We start from the raw sequence: 18,750 nt of genomic DNA on the forward strand, positions 1-18,750 counted from the left end.
CGGCTCGTCTAGGTCGCGCGCGGCGCGGCCGGCCAGGTAGGCGGCGCCGCCCGCGCCCTCGCCCTCATCAACGGACGTGAGGCCGGTTCGGGTCCGCCGCGATCGGCGTCGCCGCGCGCCCGGCGGAGATCGAGGTGATCACCTGATGCCGGCCACCGCTCACGGCCGCCGCTCAGGGTCGGGGATGGCGACCGCGTTGTACCAGGTCTCCGAGGTCGCCGGCGTGTCGAAGCGGGCGTTGGGGAGGTACAGCCGGGAGCCGAAGGCGGCCACGGTCGCCGGTACGTCGAACCGGAGATCACCCACCCGCCGTACGACGCGGCCTTCGGTCCCCGCCGCGTTCAGCCGCAGGACGGCCACCGCATTGAGCCGGTTCTGCACCGCGAACAACGTCCGGCCGCGCAGCAGCAGGCCGTCGCCCTCCGGCAGCGATTCGCCGTGCAGGTTCACCCGGCGGGTCGCGCCGGACCAGTCGACGCGGAACAGTCCGCCGGTGTTCGACTGCACGACGATCAGGCCCCGGCCGTCCGGAGTCGGTGTGATGCCGTTGGCGTTGAAGCCGGCGCCGTACACCAGGTCGCCGGTGAGCGGGATCCGCACCGCGGCGCCGGGCAGCCGTCCGTCGCGCAGCGGCAGCTTGTAGAGCACCGGGTTGGTGGAGTCGGTGAACCACGCCGCGCCCTGGGTGAGGATGACGTCGTTGACGAACGCCGGGCCGGTGGCCAGCCGGTAGGAGGCCAGCACCCGGCCCGTGCGGACATCGACGACCCTCGCGTCACCACCCGTGCCGCCCGCCACGAAAAGCCGTCCATGCGAGTCGATCTTCATGCCGAGGGACGGTGTGCCCGGCCCTCGGGTGAAGATCGCGCCGCGTCCGGTGCGCAGGTCGGCGCGGTAGATCGAGCCGTCGGCCATGGAACTGAAGTAGGCGAACGGGCCGGGTCCGGTCGCGATGCCCTCGGGGCGGAACCCGTCCGGAAGCCGGATCGTGGCCGGGAACGCCGCCGGAGCGGGGTGGTGGCGGTCGGCGGCCGCATGGGCCGGTGCGCTGATCGTGGTGACCAGCCCGAGCACGAGTACTGCGGACACTTTCCAACGTCGCATGATGCGTTCCTTTTCTGGGGGAGCGGTGGCTCCGGCAGACACCTGCCGCAGCGACTGGATCGGGGCATCCCGCCAATGCGAGCAGGAGAAGCCGGCGGGTATCGCCGAACCGGGGCAACGGGCGGTGCCGGGGGCTGATCAGTGGGTCATAGCGTCGGGCGGGGTGAACGCGTCGGAGTGGTCGCGGACGAAGTCGGCCACGTCACGCGGGGGGTGGCCGAGAAGGTCGGCGACCGTGTCGGTGGTGAAGTCTCCCCAGCCGGAGACGTACGCCTGCGCGTACTCCTCCAGCATGTCGACGATCCATTCCGGAACCCCGTAGCCGAGCAGGGTCTTGCGCTTGGCGTCGTCGCTGACCGGCAGGTACGTGACGGACCTGCCGAGAGCGCGACTCAACTGGTCGGCGACCTCGGCGAACGTCAGGGAGCGCGGGCCGGTGAGGGTGTACGTCCGGCCGTGGTGGCGGTCGGGGTGGTCGAGGAGCACGCGGGCGGCGCACTCGGCGATGTCGCGTACGTCGATCATGCCGATCCGCGCCGAGGCCATGTTCAGCGAGAACGTTCCGGTGGCGGAGATGTCGCCCGCCTCGTTCAGCAGGTTCTGCATGAACCAGTGGGGGCGCAGGATCGTCCAGCGCATGCCGCACCGTTCGGTCTCCTGGTCGGACAGGGCGTGCAGCCTGCCGCTGCGGTTCGGCGCGTCGTGCGCCGCGCCGACGACGGACAGGCGCACGATGCGCTCCGCACCGGCCTGGCGTGCGGCCCACACGGCGTTCATGTTGTTCTCCGGAGCGCGTGGGCCGTTCGGGGTGAGCAGCCACACGTCGTGCACCCCCTCGAAGGCGGGCGGCAGCGACCGGGCGTCGTCGAGGTCGCCGACGAAGACCTCGGCGCCCCGCTCGCGCAGGCCGTCGGCCTTGGACTCGTCGCGGACGAGGGCACGAAGGTCCACATCGGCCCCTCGCAGCGCGTCGATCAGTGCGGTGGAGACGGTTCCGGTGGCTCCGGTGATCAGCACGGTGCGTGACACGCTCATTCTCCTTCGGTGGTGGCGGGGATACGGACGGGGTCGCGGACGACGCCGGAGGACGGCCGCTTCCCGGCCGCCCGGCTGACGGTGATGCGCTCCAGGACCCAGAGCACGAGGGTTCCGGCCGAGAGGGCGGCGCCCAGGACGCACACGCCGGACCAGCCGCCATGCGCCCAGACCACCGAGGTCAGCGCGGACCCCGCCGCGCCGCCGACGAAGAAGGTGGTCATGAACGCGGAGTTGATCCGGTTGCGGGCCTCGGGGCGGAGTGCGTAGACGACGTTCTGGCTGCTGTTGAGCACCGCCTGATGCGCCAGGTCCAGCACGACCACGCCGACGACCATCAGGACCAGCGAGTGCGCCCCGGCGGCGATGGCCGGCCAGGACGCCACCAGCAGGACCGTCCCGGCGCCGGCCACGATCTGGACGTGCCCGCGGTCGGCCAGCCGCCCCGCCACCGTGGCGGTCAGCGCCCCGGCGACGCCGAGCAGGCCGACCAGGCCGATGGCCGACTCCGACCAGCCGTACGGCGGCCGCACCAGCAGGAAGGTCAGCGCCGTCCACAGCACGCTGAACGAGGCCAGGCTCAGGGCGGCGATACCCGCCCGCCACCGCAGCAACGGCTCGTACCGGAACATCGCCACCGTCGAGCGCAGCAGCCCGGAGTAGGACATGCGCGGGCCGTCCGCGCCGAGCCGGGGCAGGAAGACGCGCAGCAGCACGGCCATCAGCGCCATCAGCGCCGCGTTCACCCAGTAGACCGTCCGCCAGCCGCCCAGCTCGGACAACGCTCCGGACGCGGTGCGCGCCAGCAACAGGCCGAGCATCAGCCCGGTCATCACCGTGCCGACCACCCGGCCACGCTCGGCCGGGTCCGCCAGCGCCGCCGCGAACGGCACCACGACCTGGGCTCCCACCGAGGTCAGCGCGGTCAGGGCCGTACTGGCCAGGAGCACCGTGCCGTTGGCCGCGGTGGCCGACACCAGCAGGAACACCGCGGTCGCCGCGTAGAGCGACACCGCCAGCCGGCGCCGGTCCACCAGATCGCCGAGCGGCACCAGCAGGATCAACCCCAGCGCGTACCCGCACTGCGCGGCCGTCACTATCAGTGCCACCAGCGAGGTCCCGGTCCCCAGCTCCCGGCCGATCAGGTCGAGCAGCGGCTGCGCGAAGTAGTTGCCCGCGACCGCCAACCCGGTCGCCACCGACATGAGCAGAAGCAGCCCGCGCGGCGTGCCGCCGGCCGCGTGAGGTCTCGTCGCCGTCATGTCCCCCAGCCTGGAGGACCGACGATCAATGAGTCCAACACATGTTTGTCATGAGATCGATCGTGTATCACGATTGATCCATGGAGCTTCAGCAGATGCGCTACGTCGTCGCGGTCGCGGAGACGAGCAACTTCACCCGCGCCGCCGAGCGGTGCCGGGTCGTCCAGTCCGCGCTGAGCCACCAGATCGCCCGCCTGGAACGTGAGCTGGGCGCCAAGCTGTTCGACCGCACCAGCCGCCGCGTCCGGCTGACCCCCGCCGGCGAGGCGTTCCTCCCCGCCGCCCGCCAGGCCCTGGACGCCGCCGAACGCGCCCGCGCCGAGGTGGCGGCCGCCGCGGGCGAGATCCGCGGACGGCTCGCCATCGGCGCCATCCCCACCGTCACGGCGGTCGACCTGCCCACCGCGTTGAAGGACTTTCACCTGCGGCACCGGCAGGTGCGCATCACCCTCCGCTCGGGCGCGAGCGAGGAGCTGATCGAACAGGTGCGGCAGGGCACCCTGGACATCGGGTTCCTGGGGCTGCCGGTGGACCTGCGCCCCAAGGGCGTCCGCGGCCGTGAACTGGCACGCGGTGACCTCGTCGCCATGATGGCGCCCGACCACCCGCTGGCGGGCGAGGAACACCTTGACCTGCACCAACTCTCGGACGAACCCTTCGTCGACTTCCCCGCGGGCACCGCCGCGCGGATCCAGTCGGACCAGGCGTTCGCGGCGGCCGGAGTCCGGCGCGAGGTCGCCTTCGAAGTGACCACCGTGGACTTCATGGCCCGCCTCATCCGGCAGGGCCTGGGGATCGGGATGATGCCCGCCTCCTTCGCGTCCGAGCTCCCCGACCTGCCCACCGTCCGGGTTCGCGACGCTCCGGCCCGCGTGGAGCACCTCATCTGGAGCCGCTTCCGCCCCTCCCCCGCCGCCGCGGCCTTCCTGTCCACACTGGGCATCTCGGCGGACTCCGGCGACCAGCACGCCGCGACGTGAGAATCCTGCGGACGAGCCCATATCGCCGATCCCGCTTCTTCTGAGCCTTCGCGGATTTCTCGTAGCTGACCTGGGCGCTTCTTCGGTCTCGAACTGATCCTCGACGGCATCGCCGACGCGATCGGCACCTCAGGGGGCCTGTGGATAACCCGCGCGGCCCGTCGTACCCGGCCCCTAGGATGGCCGGGTGTCCACTCACGCGAGCGAAGTGCAGGCCAGTAGCGGCGCGCTGGACGTGCTGCGGCGCGTGTTCGGGTACGACGCGTTCCGCGACGGGCAGCAGGAGATCATCGAGCATGTGATCGCCGGGCACGACGCCCTGGTGCTCATGCCGACCGGCGGCGGCAAGTCGCTGTGCTACCAGATCCCCGCGCTGGTCCGTAAGGGCGTCGGGGTGGTGATCTCCCCGCTGATCGCGCTGATGCAGGACCAGGTGGACGCGTTGCGCGCGCTCGGCGTGCGGGCCGGGTTCCTCAACTCCACGCAGGACTTCGACGAGCGCCGCGTCGTGGAGGCGCAGTTCGTCGCCGGCGAGCTGGACCTGCTGTACCTGGCGCCCGAGCGGCTGCGGCTGCCCGCCACCGTGGAGCTGCTCGACCGCGGGACGGTCTCGCTGTTCGCGATCGACGAGGCGCACTGCGTGGCGCAGTGGGGGCACGACTTCCGGCCCGACTACCTGATGCTGTCCGGGCTGCACGAACGCTGGCCGGACGTGCCGCGCGTCGCCCTCACCGCGACCGCCACCCCGGCGACCCGCGCCGAGATCGCCGCCCGCCTCGACCTGGAGCGGGCCCGGCACTTCGTGGCCAGCTTCGACCGCCCCAACATCCAGTACCGGATCGAGCCAAAGGTCGACCCGAAGAAGCAGCTGCTGACGCTGCTGCGCACCGAGCACGCCGGGGACGCGGGCATCGTCTACTGCCTGTCGCGCAACTCGGTCGAGAAGACCGCCGAGTTCCTGTCCGCGAACGGGATCGAGGCGCTGCCGTACCACGCGGGCCTGGACGCGGCCACCCGCGCCGCCAACCAGGCGCGTTTCCTGCGCGAGGACGGCCTCGTCATGGTCGCCACGATCGCGTTCGGCATGGGCATCGACAAGCCGGACGTGCGGTTCGTGGCGCACCTGGACCTGCCCAAGTCGGTCGAGGGCTACTACCAGGAGACGGGCCGCGCCGGACGCGACGGCCTGCCCTCCACGGCCTGGCTCGCCTACGGCCTGCAGGACGTCGTCAACCTCCGCAAGCTGATCGAGGGCTCCGAGGGCGACGACGCGCACCGGCGCCGCCTGACCCTGCATCTGGACGCGATGCTGGCGCTGTGCGAGGCGGTCGACTGCCGCCGCGTCCGCCTGCTGGACTACTTCGGCCAGCCCGCCGAGCCCTGCGGCAACTGCGACACCTGCCTGTCGCCGCCGCAGTCGTGGGACGGCACGATCGCCGCCCAGAAGATCCTGTCGGCCGTGGTGCGGCTCGACCGCGAGCGGCGCCAGAAGTTCGGCGCGGGCCACATCATCGACATCCTGCTCGGCAAGAAGACCGCCAAGGTCATCCAGTTCGACCACGACGCGCTGACGGTGTTCGGCATCGGCACCGAGCTGCGCGAGGCCGAGTGGCGCGGCGTGGTCCGCCAGCTCCTGGCGCAGGGGCTGCTCGCCGTCGAGAGCAACCACGGCACGCTGGTCATCACCGACCGCAGCGCCGAGGTGCTGCGCGGCCAGCGCAAGGTCATGCTGCGCCGCGAACCCGAACGTCCCGCCACCAAGGCCGCCGGCGCCGCCAAGTCGGGCAAGAAGTCCACCCCGGCCGCCGACCTGCCCGCAGAGGCGGTGCCGCTGTTCGAGCGGCTACGCGCCTGGCGCGCCGCCACCGCCAAGGAGCAGGGCGTCCCCGCCTACGTCATCTTCCACGACGCCACCCTCCGCGAGATCGCCACCGTCCGCCCGGCGTCCCTCGCCGAGCTCAGCCGCGTGAACGGCGTCGGCGAGAACAAGCTCGCCAAGTACGGCCAGCAGGTCCTCGACACCCTCACCGAAGACACCCCCGCCACCGAGTGATCTCCCTGGCGCGGCAGACGTTCACAACACGCCCCGAAACGTGCCCGCCCCCGCGAACCACAAGCTCCGACCGCAGGCGTGGCCGTACACCTCCGTCGTGATCGTCGCGGACGTTCACACCCGCCCCGGAGCGTGGCCGCCCCTGCGAACCGCGAGCTCCGGCCGCAGGCGTGGCCGCACGCCTCCGTCGTGATCGTCGCGGACGTTCACACCCGCCCCGGAGCGTCGCCGCTCCTGCGAACCTCGAGCTCCGGCCGCGGGCGTCGTACGCCTCCGTCGTGATCGTCAGGCGATGGTGCGGACGGCGCCGCCGGTGGCCGGGGCGCAGCGCCGCCGCCAGCCGGTCGCGGGCCTCGGTCTGGGCGGCGATGCGCGCGTCGAGGACCGCCAGTGTTTCAGCTCGCTGGTGAAGCCGTACGCATGATGCCGCTTGGCGGCCGCGATTGCGATTTGTTCGCCGCGATGGAGAAAGCGCAGTTCAAGGCGGCGCATGGGAGCGTGAAAAGGGTCTGGTCGCCACCGTGAAAGTCACGCGTTTTCGCTGGTCAGCGCCATATGTGAACGGCGTGTTCGCGTTTGCCCTGGCGGCCGTCACGGTTCAGGATGAGGGAAATGCCGCGACCGGCCCCGGCGGGGGCTTGTTCGGCGTGCCCGAAAGAAGGGAAAGGCGATGACGATTCTGGTGACCGGGGCGACCGGAAATGTGGGCAGGCACGTGGTCGAGCGGCTCGTCGAGGCGGGCGCGGACGTGCGGGCGCTGACCCGCGACCCGAGCAGGGCACGTTTTCCACAGGGTGTGGATATCGCCCGGGGCGATCTCGCGGTGCCCGGGGGCCTCGCCGACGTGTTCCACGGCGTGGAACGCATGTACCTGTTCCCGGTGGCCGCCACTGCGAAGGACGTGGTGACGCTGGCGAAGGACGCCGGGGTGAGGCATATCGTGACGCTCTCGTCCGGCGCCGTCACCGGGGGCCTCGACACCGACTTCCATCTGCCCGTGGAGCAGGCGGTGGAGGCGTCCGGTCTGGAATGGACGCATGTGCGGCCCGGCGAGTTCATGCTCAACAAGGTGTGGCTGTGGGGTCCGTCCATCCGGGAGGAGAGCGTGGTCCGCGACCCGTTCCCGGATGTGCCCTGGTGCCCCGTCCACGAGCAGGACATCGCCGACGTCGCCGCGGCGGCGCTGCTTGAGGACGGGCACGCGGGCAGGGCCTACGACCTGAATGGTCCCGAACTCCTCTCCAAGCGCGACCAGGCGAAGGCCATCGCCGCCGCCATCGGACGGGACATCCGGGTCGAGACGGTCACGCCGGAAGAGGCGCGCGAGCAGTACCGCAGGCTGGGCGGATTCGCCGCCGCGAACGCCGACTTCCTTCTCGGCTTCGAGGACTACTCCGGGAACCCCGCCGACCCTCACGCGATGGCCGAACTCGACCTCGCCTCGTTCGGGCCGATGCCCACCATGCAGGACGCCATCGGCAGGCCCGCGCGGACGTTCGCCCAGTGGGCCCGCGACCACGCCGACGACTTCAGGTGAGCAGACGGGCCAGTTCCACGCGCGACCGGATGCCCAGCCGGGAGAAGACGTTGCGCAGGTGGTGGTCGACGGTGCGGGGGCTGATGGTGAGCCGGGCGGCGATCTCGCGGTTGGTGGCGCCCGCGGCGACGAGCCGGGCGATCTGGAGCTGCTGGGCGGTCAGCCGGTCCAGGCCGACCGTGCCGCCGCCGTCCACCACCTCCCCCGCCGCGCGCAGCTCGGCCCGCGCGCGTTCGGCCCACGTCGCCGCGTCGTAGTTGTCGAAGATCTGCACCGCGGTGCGCAGGTGGCCGCGGGCCTCGCGGGGACGGCGGTCGCGGCGCAGCCGGTGCCCGTACAGCAGTTCCGTCCGGGCCAGCTCGAACGTCGCGTCGCAGTGGCCGTGCAGCCGCAGCGCCTCCGCGAAGTGCGCGACGGCCGTGTCCTCGTCGTCGGCGAGCAGGGCGTGGCAGCGGTGGGCGAGCGCGCGCCGTCCGGGGCTGCGGGTGCCGCGCGCCCACCGGTCGTACAGCTCGAACGCGCGGCGGGCCTCGTCCCGGCGGCCGCAGCGGGCGGCGGCCTCCACCAGGTGCACGGCGGCCATGACGCGGACGGCGGGATGGGCCGAGTCGGTGCCGGTCAGCAGCCGGAGCCGGGCCAGGGCGTCGGCGGGACGGTCGTCGGCCAGGTCCAGGCAGGCCAGGGCCCACGACCCGTACGCGGCGGGCCGGGCGAGCCCGTGGCGTCCCACGGTGTCGCTGAGCCCGTCGAGGTGGCCCAGCGTGGCGGCGCGGTCGCCGCGGAACGCGGTGACCAGCGCGATCGTGGCCAGGTGGTCGGCGGCGATGTTGCGCTGCCCGGCGGCGCGGGCGAGGTGCAGCCCCTCCTGGGCGATGGCGGTCGCCGCCGGGTAGCGGCCGAGGAACAGTTCGGTGTGGGCGAGGATCGCCAGCGCCTGCGGCTCCAGAACGGGGACGCCGCCGCAGCGCGCGCTTGCCACCGCCCGTGCGGCCAGTTCCCGGGCGCGCCGTCCGTCGCCGCACACCATGGCGGCGAACGCCGCGTACATGACGGCCGTGCAGTCGTCGGCCTTGTCGGCGAGATGCAGTGCCTTGGCCAGGTTCCGGGACGCGACGTCGTACCGTCCCCGGAAGGTCGCCGCCAAGCCGACGAGGTGAGCGAACACCAGCTCGGCGACGGGGCCTTGCGCGTGGAGTCCCGCCGCGTGGTCGGCGATGGCGGCGAACGAGTGGACGTCGCCGCCCGATTCGGCGGCGTGCGCGGCCTTCATCAACGTGGTGGCGGCCAGTGCGGGGTCCGCGCCCGCCAGGCGGTCGGCGGCCTCGCGCAGGATTCCGGCGGCGATGGCGGGCGTCCCGTCGTACAGCTCGATCTCACCCTGGAGCAGCCGGGCGCGGCCGAGCCGTTCGGGGGTGTCGGCGAATGGCAGCACGGGACGGAGCATCGCGCGGGCACGGCGGGGCAGCCCGGCCGTCCACGCGTCGGCGGCGGCGGACACGTACCGGTCCGCTTTCAGGTCCAGGCCGGTGGTGAGCTCGGCGGCGCGCTGCCAGGTGCGCGAGGCGTCCAGGTACTGGCCGGTCGCGCGTGCGGAGGCGGCGGCGTCGGCGAGCTCGTCGGCGAGGGAGTCGTCCGGACGGTCCACGGCGGCGGCGCGGTGGCGGCCGCGCCGGGCCCGCTGTCCCTCCTGGTCGAGGACGTCCGCGAGCCGCGCGTGCGCCCACCGCCGTTCGGCGGGCGAGGCGTCGGCGTACACCGACGACCGGACGAGCGGCGGCACCTCCACGGCCTGCCCGTCCACGCGCAGCAGCCCCGAGCCGAGCGCCGCGTCCAGGTCGGCGAGGTCGGCGGCGCGGGCGAGGGTGTCCAGGTCGAGCCGGTCGTCGGCGACCGCGAGCAGCACGAGCCGCCGGGCCCCGGTCGGCAGGCCGAGGTAGCGCCGCCGGTAGCGGGCGCGCAGGCGGCTGCCGGGGGGCAGCGCCCGGGGCGGCGCCGCCGTGCCCGCGAGCTGCTCGGGCGTCAGCGCCTCGGCCAGCTCGACCAGTGCCAGCGGGCGGCCGGCGGCCAGCTCGACCAGTTCCTCGGCGAGTTCCTCCCGGATCAGGCCCCGGGTGAGCCGGTCCAGCAGGCGCACCGAGGCGGCGTCGTCCAGCGGGGGGACGGCGAGCCGGGGCACGTCGGCCGGGCCGTCCCGCCCGCACACCGTGAACACCATGGCCACGCGGTCGTCGCGGACGCGCCGCGCCGCGTACGTCAGCGCCTCCAGCGACACGCGGTCGAGCAGGTGCGCGTCGTCCACCCAGCACAGCAGCGGCCGGCCGGCCGCCGCCTCGGCCAGCAGCCCGCACACGGCGGTGAACAGGGTGAACGGCGCGGCGGTGACGCCGCCGCCGTGCCCGAGCAGCGGCCCGAGCACGTCGGCGTGCCTGGAGGCGTGCGCCGGGGACGACCGCCGCGCCGCGTCCGCCAGCGGGCGCAGCAGCCGGTGCAGGCCCGCGTACGGCACGGCGGTCTCCTGCCGGATGCCCCGGGTGCCGAGTGCGCGGAACCGGGGCGGCGCCTGGCGGACGACCGCCTCCAGCAGGGCGGTGCGGCCGATGCCGGGCGGCCCGACGATCGCCAGCGCGCCGCCGTGTCCGGTGCGGGCCCGGCCGAGCAGCCCGCGCAGGGCCGCCAGCTCGTGGTCCCGCCCGTAGAGGGTGGTCGTCGTGGTCGTGGGGGCGAGGTCGGTTCCGAGGGTCATGTCGCACCTCCCAGCCGGATGCCGCTCGTGCGATGCGGCTCGCGGCTCAGTGGCCTGCCGGCCCGGGGCCGATCGCGGTCAGCCGTGGCTCGGCGCCGCGTACCCCTTGGCGAGGTCGGACTCGGTGGCGTCGCGCACCATCCGGGTGCCGCCCGCCGCCTTGGCGTCGGGCTTGACGACGTAGCTGGCGCGGGACGCGGGACGGTCCCACTTGGAGAAGTCCTGCGGCGCGCCGCCGAACCCGAGGTCGAACCTGGCGTTGGAGCGGTGGGCGTTGACGATGCCGTCGCGCGTGAGGTCCTTGCTGGCGCACGCCTTCTTCAGCGCCTCGCCGACGATCCCAGCCGTTGTGTAACCCGAGTAGACGGAGCTGTCCAGGGGCTGCCCCTTGTAGGCCGCCTGGTACTCCCCGGCCAGCTTCCGCACGGCGGCGATGTCGGTGCTGAACGGCGGCGCGGCGGTCATCACGTAGTAGTCCTTCTGCAGCGCCGCGCCGACCGGGGTGGCCAGCAGTTGCTGCGCGAACGCCGAGTTGCTCGCGGCGAACGGCACGTCCAGCCCGGACGCCGCCGCCACGCCCACCAGCGACGCGGCCTGCTTGGGGCTGACGCTGACCAGCACGGCCTTCACCCCGGCCTTGCGGAACGCGCCGACCTGCGCGGTCATGTCCGCGTCGGTCGCCTTGACCTGCTGCTCGACCAGCGTCATCCCGAGCTTGCCGGCCGCGTACTTGGACCCGGCGAGGGCGCTCTGCCCGTAGTCGCCCTCCAGGTAGATGTGGCCGACCTTGTCGCCGCGCTTCAGGCCCTTCTCCTGCGCCAGGTACGCCAGCCCGTTGATCATGTCGATGTCGTAGGTGGTGCTGGTGACCTGGATGTAGCGGCTGCCGAGCAGGTCGTGCGCCCACGCCTGCGGGATGGTCAGCAGATGGTCGGACTCCACCCGGGCGCGCAGCGCGTTGGTGATGGGCGACCCGATGACCTGCGGCAGCGCCACCGACCGGGGGGCGACCTCGCTGTAGGCGGCCACGGCCTTCTGCACGTCGTAGCCGTGGTCGCGGACGACCAGCTCGATCTTGCGTCCGCACACCCCGCCCGCGGCGTTGAGCTGGTCGAAGTAGAGCTTCTGGGCCTGGGTGACGCCCTTGCCGAGCGCGGCGTACGGGCCGGTGAGGTCGGTCAGCGCCGCCACGGTGATCTTGTCGTCGGTGACGCCGGGTCCGGTCTTGACGCCATCGGAGGACGAGCCGCCGGTGGCCTTGCCGCTGCACCCGGCGGCCGCCAGGGCGAGCGCCAGCGTCGTCGCGGCGACGGTCAGGGTTCTCATGCGGGTGTCTCCTCGGGTCTGGAGGGAAGGGGGGACGCGGGGCGGCGGCGGGCGCGGACGCGGATCCGGACGCGCGCGGCCAGGCCGAGCACGCCGCCGGGCAGGTACAGCAGGACGGCGACGAACGCGACGCCGTACAGCAGCCGGGCGGCCTCGGCGGGCGACATGCCGCCCGACGAGCCGGGCGGGGCGACCAGGGGGACGGCGTCGCCGTAGCGGGTGAGCAGCATGGGCAGCACGGACACGAAGACCGCGCCGGTGACCGCGCCCGCCACCGTCCCGAGCCCGCCGATGACGATCATGGCGAGGTAGTCGAGGGCCAGCGCCAGGCCGAAGTACTCGGGCACCGTCCGCTGGAACGCCAGCGCGACCAGCACCCCGGCCAGGCCCGCGTACATGGACGACAGCACGAACGCCGCCGCCCGGTAGCGCGCGACCGGCACGCCCATCGCGCCCGCCGCGATCTCGTTGTCGCGGATCGTGTTGAGCGCGCGTCCGGGACGGGAGCGCAGCGCGCCGCGCGCGAACAGCCCGCCGAGGACGAGCAGCAGCAGGGCCAGGTACCAGAGCCGTTCCAGCCCGCCGAACGGCACGCCCAGCATGTACAGCGGTTCGGGGGTGTCGGCGAACCGGAACCCCAGCAGCTCCATCGGCGGGACGGCGCGTCCGTTGACGCCGCCGGTCACCGAGTCGGCCCGCAGCATCATGTGCTGGCCGAGGAAGACCAGCGCGAGCGTCGCGATGCCCAGCGCGGGGCCTTTGAGGCGTCCCGCGATGGGGCTGCACACCCCGCCCGCGATCCCGGCGACGACGACCGCCGCGACCGCCGCCAGCCATGTCGGCCAGCCCAGCCCCGACAGCGTGTGCCCGGCGGCCTCCTCCGGCTCGGCGGCCAGCCACACGTAGGCGTAGGCGCCCACGGCCAGGAAGAACGCGTGCCCCATGGACAGCTGACCGGCCGCGCCGGTGAGCACGTTCAGCCCGATGGCTCCGATCGCGGCGGCCATCGCGAACAGCCCGGCCTGCAGCCAGAACGGCCCGGCGTAGAACGGCAGCGCCAGCAGCACGACCACGCCGGCGGCGGCCGCGCCGGCCGTCACACGTCGCTCAGACACGGGCGGGCTCCCTGGTTCCGAACAGCCCGGCGGGGCGGGCGAGCAGCACGACGGTCATCAGCAGGTAGGGCGCGATCTCGGCGAAGCCGCCGCCGAACAGGGCCACGTCGTTCTGGTAGCCGACGACCGCCGCCTCGGTGATCCCGATCAGCACTCCGCCGACGAGGGCGCCGGTGGTGGAGTCGACCCCGCCGAGCACGGCGGCGGGCAGCGCCTTGAGCGCGGCGAACGACGTCGTCCGGTCCAGGCCGGGGGTGGGGAACACGCACAGGAACAGCGCGGCGAGCGCGGCCAGCGCCCCGGCGACGGCCCAGGCGCCCGCCGACACCCGGCCGAGCCGCACGCCCATCAGCGCCGCCGTCTCCCGGTTCTCGGCGGCGGCGCGCATCGCCACGCCCCAGGAGGTGAACCGGAACGCCAGCAGGAACGCGGCGATGACGGCGACCGCGACGACGAACGCGGCGATGCGGGTCTGCGCGATCGTCACGTCGCCGATCCGCACGACGCGGTCGCCCCAGGGGTCGCCGAGCGGCAGCACCTCGGTGCCGATGCGGCGGGTCAGCTCGACGGTGAGGACGATGTCCACGCCGATCGTGACGATGCTCAGCGTGGCGTGCCCGCCGGCCCGGACGCGGCGCAGCACCACCAGTTCCACCAGCGCGGCCAGCGCCGCCGTCGCCGCGACGCCCGCCAGGACGGCGCCCGCGAAGCCGATGTCGTCGTGCAGCACCGCGACCAGGTAGCCGCCCGCGAGCAGCAGCGACGGATGGGCGAAGTTGATCACTTCGGTGGCCTTGAAGATCACCACGAAGCCGAGCGCGATCAGCGCGTACACCGCGCCGGACGCCAGCCCGTTGACCAGGATCTCCACGATCGAGCTCACGCGTGCTCCTCCTCCGTGGCCTGCTCCGCGGCTTCCTCGGTGGACGCCGCGGACTTGCCGGTGCCGAGGTAGGCGCGGACGACCCGCGGGTCGCGCTGGACGCTCGCCGGGGTGCCGGTGGCGACGCGGCGGCCGAAGTCCAGGACGGTGACCTCGTCGGCCAGCCGGGCGACCATGTCCATGTCGTGCTCCACCAGCAGGATCGAGATGCCGAGCGAGGCGCGGACCTGGCGCAGCACGGCGGCCATCGCGCGCCGCTCCGGCGCGTTCATCCCGGCGACCGGCTCGTCCAGCAGCAGCACGCGCGGCTCCAGGCACAGCGCCCGGGCCAGCTCGACGCGTTTCTGCACCCCGTACGGCAGCAGCCCCACGGGGTGGCCGAGGTGCTCGGCGACGCCGACGAACTCGGCGATCTCCGCGACGCGGGCGCGGTGGCGGCGTTCCTCGCGGCGCGCGGCGGGCAGCCGCAGCCCGCAGGCGACGAACCCGGCGCGGGTGAGGCGGTGACGGCCGAGCATCAGGTTGTCGGCCGTGCTGAGCCGGGGCGACAGCGCGATGTTCTGGAACGTGCGGGCCACGCCGAGCGCGGCGATGCGGTGCGGCGGCAGGCCGGTCAGCTCCGTGCCGCCGAGCCGGACGCTGCCCGACGTCGCCCGGTAGACGCCCGACAGCACGTTGAAGCAGGTGGACTTCCCCGCGCCGTTGGGGCCGATGAGCGCGTGCATGCTGCCGGGCGTGACGGTGAAGTCGACGTCGTCCAGCGCGGTGAGGCCGGCGAACCGCACGGTCAGCCCCGTGACGGCCAGCTCCGGTGCGACGAACTCGGGCGCGGCGGTCATCCGGCCCACCTCGCCAGGGTCCGCTCCGGGACGTCGGCCGGTTCGTCGTCGTCCGCGCTCGCCGGTCCCAGGTAGCGGCGGCGGACCTCCTCGGACGCGGCCAGCTCGGCGGACGGCCCGGACAGCGCGACCGCGCCGACCTCCAGGACGTAGGCGTGCGACGCCAGCTCCAGCGCCAGCGCGGCGTTCTGCTCGATCAGCAGCACGGCGGTGCCCTGCCGGTTGATCGCGGCGATCGTCTCGGCGATCCGCTCGACCATGATGGGCGCCAGGCCGAGGGACGGCTCGTCGAGCAGCAGCAGCCGCGGCTCGGCCATCAGCGCCCGGCCGATCGCGAGCATCTGCTGCTCGCCGCCCGACAGCAGGCCCGCCTTCTGCCGGTCGCGTTCGGCCAGCACCGGGAACAGCTCCAGCACGCGCGCGCGGGTGGCGGCCGTGCGGCGCCGGTCGCGCCGGGTGCCCAGCGCCCCGGCGCGCAGGTTCTCGCCGACGGTCATGCGGGCGAACACGTCGCGGCCCTCGGGCACCTGGACGACGCCGTCGGCGACGATCTGGTCGGGGCGCAGGCCGCGCAGCGGTCGTCCGTGGGCGGTGACGTCGCCGTCGCGCACCGTCCCGCCGTGGAACGACAGCACCCCGGACACGGCCCTCAGCAGCGTGGTCTTGCCCGCGCCGTTGCCGCCGAGGACGGCCACGAACCCGCCCTCGGGCACCTCCAGGGACACCTCCCGCAGGGCCCGGACGGGGCCGTAGTCGACGGTCAGGCCGCTCACGCTCAGAGCGACCCCGGGGCCATGCCGTACGCGCACCTGTGTCTCCTCGCGGTCAGCTCGCGGGGGGTGGGGAGGCACACACCAACACGGGCCGGCGGGGCAGGTCTAGAGCGCCGTTCTAATACGGGGAGCGAACGCAACCCGCGCCGCCCGGGGTTGTGAGCGCTCACAATCCGGCGGGTCTGGGTCTGGTCACGGCCCCGCCCGGATGCGACCATGAGCGCCCTGCGGCGGCACCTGCGGTGGCGTTCGAGGAGGCGAGCATGGCGATGCTCACGACGGTGTCCGACGGCGCCGACCGGGCGGTCGTCCGCCGGGCGGTGGCGCGGCTGCGCGAGCGGCTGCCCGATCTCGCGGGCCGGCTGGTCGGCGAGATCCTCGACGGTGAGGGCGGTGACCGTCCGAGCGGTCCGCGCGAGGATCTGTGGGAGGTCTGCCACACCGGGCTCGGCCACGGTTTCGCGGCGATCCTCGACTCCGGCCGGGGCCGCGCCGACCTGACGTGGGCCGAGGAGCTCGGCCGGCGCCGCGCCGAGCAGGGCCTGCCGCTGGACCGGCTGCTGCGCTCCTACCGCCTGGCGGGCACCGTGTTCTGGGACGCGCTGGTGGAGGCCGTCACCGAGGACGACCCCGCGCAGGTGCCCGCGCTCGTCCGGCAGGCCACCCGCACCTGGCAGACCATCGACCAGCAGTCCAGCGCGGCCGCGGCCGCCTACCACCGCACCGAGTACGACCTGCTGCGGCGCAGCGTGGAGCGGGTCAACGCCGTCGTGGACGCGCTGCTGGAGGGACGCGGCGACGGCGGCCTGATCGCCACGGCCGTGTCCGTGCTCGGCCTGACGCCCAGCGGCCGCTACGCCGTGGTGATGCTGCGCCAGGACGAACCGGGCCGTCCCGCCGACTCGGCGACGGGCGGCATGCGGTTCATCTGGCGGGTGCGCGCCGACGTGCAGGTGGCGGTGGTCGACCTCGGCGAGGCCGACCTGGACGACCTGGAGGCCGCGTTGCGCCCGCACCTGCGCGCGCACGCGGGCGTCAGCGCCGTCGTCGACGGCCTGGCCGACCTCGGCACGGCGCGCTGGCTCGCCGAGCTGGCGCTGCGCACCTGCCGCCCGGGCGAGCCCGACATCGCCCGCATCGACCGGCGCCTCCCCGAGGCGCTGCTGGTGTCGCAGCCCGCGCTCGCCGGACGACTGCACGAGCGGGTGCTGGGCCCGCTGGCCGCCCTGGACACCGGGACCCGCGACGTGCTGATCGCCACCCTGGCCACCTGGCTGGAGTGCGACGGGTCGGCCGCCCGCGCCGCGACCCGCCTGTACTGCCACCACAACACCGTGCTGAACCGGCTGCGCCGCATCGAGACCCTCACCGGCCGGATGCTCAGCCGCCCCCGCGACCTGATGGAGATCGTCCTGGCCCTCAGCTCCCGCAACCTGTCCGAGGACTGAACGCCACGCCGCCCGGTCGACCAGCGGCCCGGGGGATCAGCAGTCGGGGGCGCACATGCGGCGGGCCATGGCCGTCCCGAAGATCTTCCGGATGTCCGCCGGGTTCCGGGCGATGTGCACCCCGCCGCGGGTGACCTCGGTGATCCGCCGCAGCTCGGCCGGGTCGACGTCCGCGCCGAACCCGATCACGATGATCTGCACGGGGCGCCCGGGATCGTACTCGCGGCGCAGCGCCGCCACGGTCGCGTCGAGCGTGGGGCCGTCGGCGTCGTCGTTGCGGCCGTCGGTCATGACCAGCACCGAGTTGACCATCTCGGGCTTGTAGGTGCGCCGCATGTACCGGAACGCGGCCAGCACCGCGTCATACAGCCCGGTGCGTCCGCCCGGCTCGGGACGCAGCGCCGACAGCGCGCTGAGGATGCGCTGCCGCCGCGTCGCCGATCCGACGCGCTCGCCGAGCGGCCCGACCGGGACGTTCTCCCGCCAGTCCCGCGAACCGTCCAGCTCGGTGGCGAACACCCACTGCCCCAGCTCTGTGTCGTCGGGCTGGAAGGCCAGCCCCTCCTGCGCGACCCGCGTGAGGGTCTGCATGCGAGTGGCGTGCGTGCCCGGCACCGTCTGCGCCATCGACCCGGACACGTCCAGCAGCGACAGCATGCGCGTGCCGAGCGACAGCCGCGCCCACGACTGCACCACGTCCCGCACCTCGCCGGGGTCGAGGGCCGCGGGCTGTTCTCCGGTGGCGCGGAACCCGAGCGAGCGGACGTCGCGCCGCGCCCGCCCGTCCCGCAGCGCCCGCTCCAGCATGCGCACCGCCGCGCCCTGTGTTCCGGACCGCGGTCCCGTCAGGACGACGGGATAGTCCAGGCTGAGCGACCCTTCACTCGGATGCACGGCGACACCCCGCCCGTTGTGACGTGACACCGCCTGCTCGGTGGTCAGCACCACGTCGGCGGACGCCGCCGTGCGCGCGTCCGGGGTGAGGTTCTGCCGCATGGCCCGTACGACGTTGACGAACGTCGCGTCCGGCCGCCGCGTGCCGCGCGCCAGCCACCGGGCGAGCAGCAGCGCGGTGATCCCCGCGCCGTCGCGCGCCGGGTCCGGCACGGCGATCCGCTTGGTGGTCTTCTCGTCCCGCGTGCCCAGCAGGTCGTGCCAGGACGGCGGCGCCCCGCCCTTCGGCCGGCCGGGCAGGACCGCCACGAGCGGCGTGGTCGCCACCGACGTGCGCGTCACGACCACGCCGGACGACCCCGCCAGGTGCGCCCATGCCGAGGTGTCGGGAATCCACACGTCCGGCCGCCTGAGGCCACCGTCGAGCGGGGCGTTGCCCGACAGCGCGACGGACATCGCGTACGGCTCCACGGCCCGTACCCGCGCCCGCACGCACCGCCCGCCCACGGCGTGGCGCTCCTCGCCGAACCGCGCGGCGATCGACCGCACGGCGGGCGCGATCTCCGGCGCGGCGGCGACGTCCAGCGTCAACACGTCCGCACCACCGCACCCGCGCACCCGGACGACGCCGTACGCGACGGCCGCCGCCAGCACGGCCACCCCGGCGAGCACGGCGAGCACGGCGCGGCGCCAGCGCCCGCCGATGCCGCGCACACGATGACGGCCACTCATCGATGGATCGACCTCGCTTCGACGTT

Annotated in this window: 15 protein-coding genes; 5 read left to right on the forward strand and 10 right to left on the reverse strand. The window is 73.9% G+C overall.

The genetic code is table 11. The annotated features are described in order from the left end of the window. Positions 1–159: 159 nt before the first annotated feature. The 3 genes from ABD811_RS04395 to ABD811_RS04405 form a co-directional block, all read right to left on the reverse strand. Positions 160–1,104, reverse strand: coding sequence for an SMP-30/gluconolactonase/LRE family protein (locus ABD811_RS04395; protein ID WP_344941120.1), 945 nt, complete (start codon positions 1,102–1,104; stop codon positions 160–162). A gap of 138 nt (positions 1,105–1,242) precedes the next feature. Next, positions 1,243–2,133: an SDR family oxidoreductase gene (locus ABD811_RS04400; RefSeq protein WP_344941123.1), complete on the reverse strand. Its 891-nt coding sequence runs from the start codon at positions 2,131–2,133 to the stop codon at positions 1,243–1,245. A gap of 2 nt (positions 2,134–2,135) precedes the next feature. Continuing rightward, positions 2,136–3,401 carry an MFS transporter gene (locus ABD811_RS04405; RefSeq protein ID WP_344941126.1) on the reverse strand — a complete coding sequence of 422 codons (1,266 nt, stop codon included), beginning with the start codon at positions 3,399–3,401 and terminating at the stop codon, positions 2,136–2,138. Positions 3,402–3,481: 80 nt separating this feature from the next. Here ABD811_RS04405 and ABD811_RS04410 point away from each other — a divergent pair, with 80 nt between their 5' ends. The 4 genes from ABD811_RS04410 to ABD811_RS04425 all read left to right on the forward strand — a co-directional run bounded on the left by ABD811_RS04410 (position 3,482) and on the right by ABD811_RS04425 (position 7,971). Further along, on the forward strand, positions 3,482–4,381 hold the full coding sequence (locus ABD811_RS04410; RefSeq protein WP_344941129.1) for a LysR family transcriptional regulator: 900 nt from the start codon (positions 3,482–3,484) through the stop codon (positions 4,379–4,381). A 187-nt stretch (positions 4,382–4,568) separates the two neighbouring features. After that, the gene (gene recQ / locus ABD811_RS04415; protein ID WP_344941133.1) at positions 4,569–6,434 is read left to right on the forward strand and encodes a DNA helicase RecQ; all 1,866 of its coding nucleotides are present in this window, start codon (positions 4,569–4,571) and stop codon (positions 6,432–6,434) included. Between the two features lie 292 nt (positions 6,435–6,726). Further along, positions 6,727–6,858: a hypothetical protein gene (locus ABD811_RS04420; protein ID WP_344941136.1), complete on the forward strand. Its 132-nt coding sequence runs from the start codon at positions 6,727–6,729 to the stop codon at positions 6,856–6,858. 246 nt (positions 6,859–7,104) lie between these two features. Continuing rightward, complete coding sequence (locus ABD811_RS04425; protein WP_344941139.1) at positions 7,105–7,971, forward strand: NAD(P)H-binding protein; 867 nt, start codon at positions 7,105–7,107, stop codon at positions 7,969–7,971. On the opposite strand, the gene ABD811_RS04430 is transcribed toward ABD811_RS04425, so the two are convergent. From ABD811_RS04430 to ABD811_RS04455, 6 genes are all read right to left on the reverse strand, one after another. Next, positions 7,964–10,714, reverse strand: coding sequence for a helix-turn-helix transcriptional regulator (locus ABD811_RS04430; RefSeq protein ID WP_344941141.1), 2,751 nt, complete (start codon positions 10,712–10,714; stop codon positions 7,964–7,966). The two genes, ABD811_RS04425 and ABD811_RS04430, sit on opposite strands and share 8 nt — an antisense overlap. Positions 10,715–10,792: 78 nt before the next feature. Next, positions 10,793–12,040: an ABC transporter substrate-binding protein gene (locus tag ABD811_RS04435; protein ID WP_344941144.1), complete on the reverse strand. Its 1,248-nt coding sequence runs from the start codon at positions 12,038–12,040 to the stop codon at positions 10,793–10,795. Further along, the gene (locus ABD811_RS04440; RefSeq protein ID WP_344941147.1) at positions 12,037–13,155 is read right to left on the reverse strand and encodes a branched-chain amino acid ABC transporter permease; all 1,119 of its coding nucleotides are present in this window, start codon (positions 13,153–13,155) and stop codon (positions 12,037–12,039) included. The genes ABD811_RS04435 and ABD811_RS04440 overlap by 4 nt, the downstream gene beginning before the upstream one ends. Further along, positions 13,148–14,038: a branched-chain amino acid ABC transporter permease gene (locus ABD811_RS04445; RefSeq protein ID WP_344941150.1), complete on the reverse strand. Its 891-nt coding sequence runs from the start codon at positions 14,036–14,038 to the stop codon at positions 13,148–13,150. Before ABD811_RS04445 ends, ABD811_RS04440 begins: the two co-directional genes overlap by 8 nt. Beyond that, positions 14,035–14,877: an ABC transporter ATP-binding protein gene (locus ABD811_RS04450; protein ID WP_344941152.1), complete on the reverse strand. Its 843-nt coding sequence runs from the start codon at positions 14,875–14,877 to the stop codon at positions 14,035–14,037. The genes ABD811_RS04445 and ABD811_RS04450 overlap by 4 nt, the downstream gene beginning before the upstream one ends. After that, positions 14,874–15,686 (reverse strand): ABC transporter ATP-binding protein, encoded by an 813-nt coding sequence (locus tag ABD811_RS04455; protein ID WP_344941155.1) that lies wholly within the window; start codon positions 15,684–15,686, stop codon positions 14,874–14,876. The genes ABD811_RS04450 and ABD811_RS04455 overlap by 4 nt, the downstream gene beginning before the upstream one ends. A gap of 227 nt (positions 15,687–15,913) precedes the next feature. Between ABD811_RS04455 and ABD811_RS04460 the strand changes: the two genes are divergently transcribed. Further along, on the forward strand, positions 15,914–17,098 hold the full coding sequence (locus tag ABD811_RS04460) for a PucR family transcriptional regulator (RefSeq protein ID WP_344941158.1): 1,185 nt from the start codon (positions 15,914–15,916) through the stop codon (positions 17,096–17,098). A 36-nt stretch (positions 17,099–17,134) separates the two neighbouring features. On the opposite strand, the gene ABD811_RS04465 is transcribed toward ABD811_RS04460, so the two are convergent. Beyond that, entirely contained in the window at positions 17,135–18,724 is a 1,590-nt protein-coding gene (locus ABD811_RS04465; RefSeq protein WP_344941160.1) for a substrate-binding and VWA domain-containing protein, read from the reverse strand. Positions 18,725–18,750: the final 26 nt, after the last annotated feature.

It is taken from the genome of Actinomadura miaoliensis (assembly GCF_039536785.1).
Lineage (GTDB): Bacteria > Actinomycetota > Actinomycetes > Streptosporangiales > Streptosporangiaceae > Spirillospora > Spirillospora miaoliensis.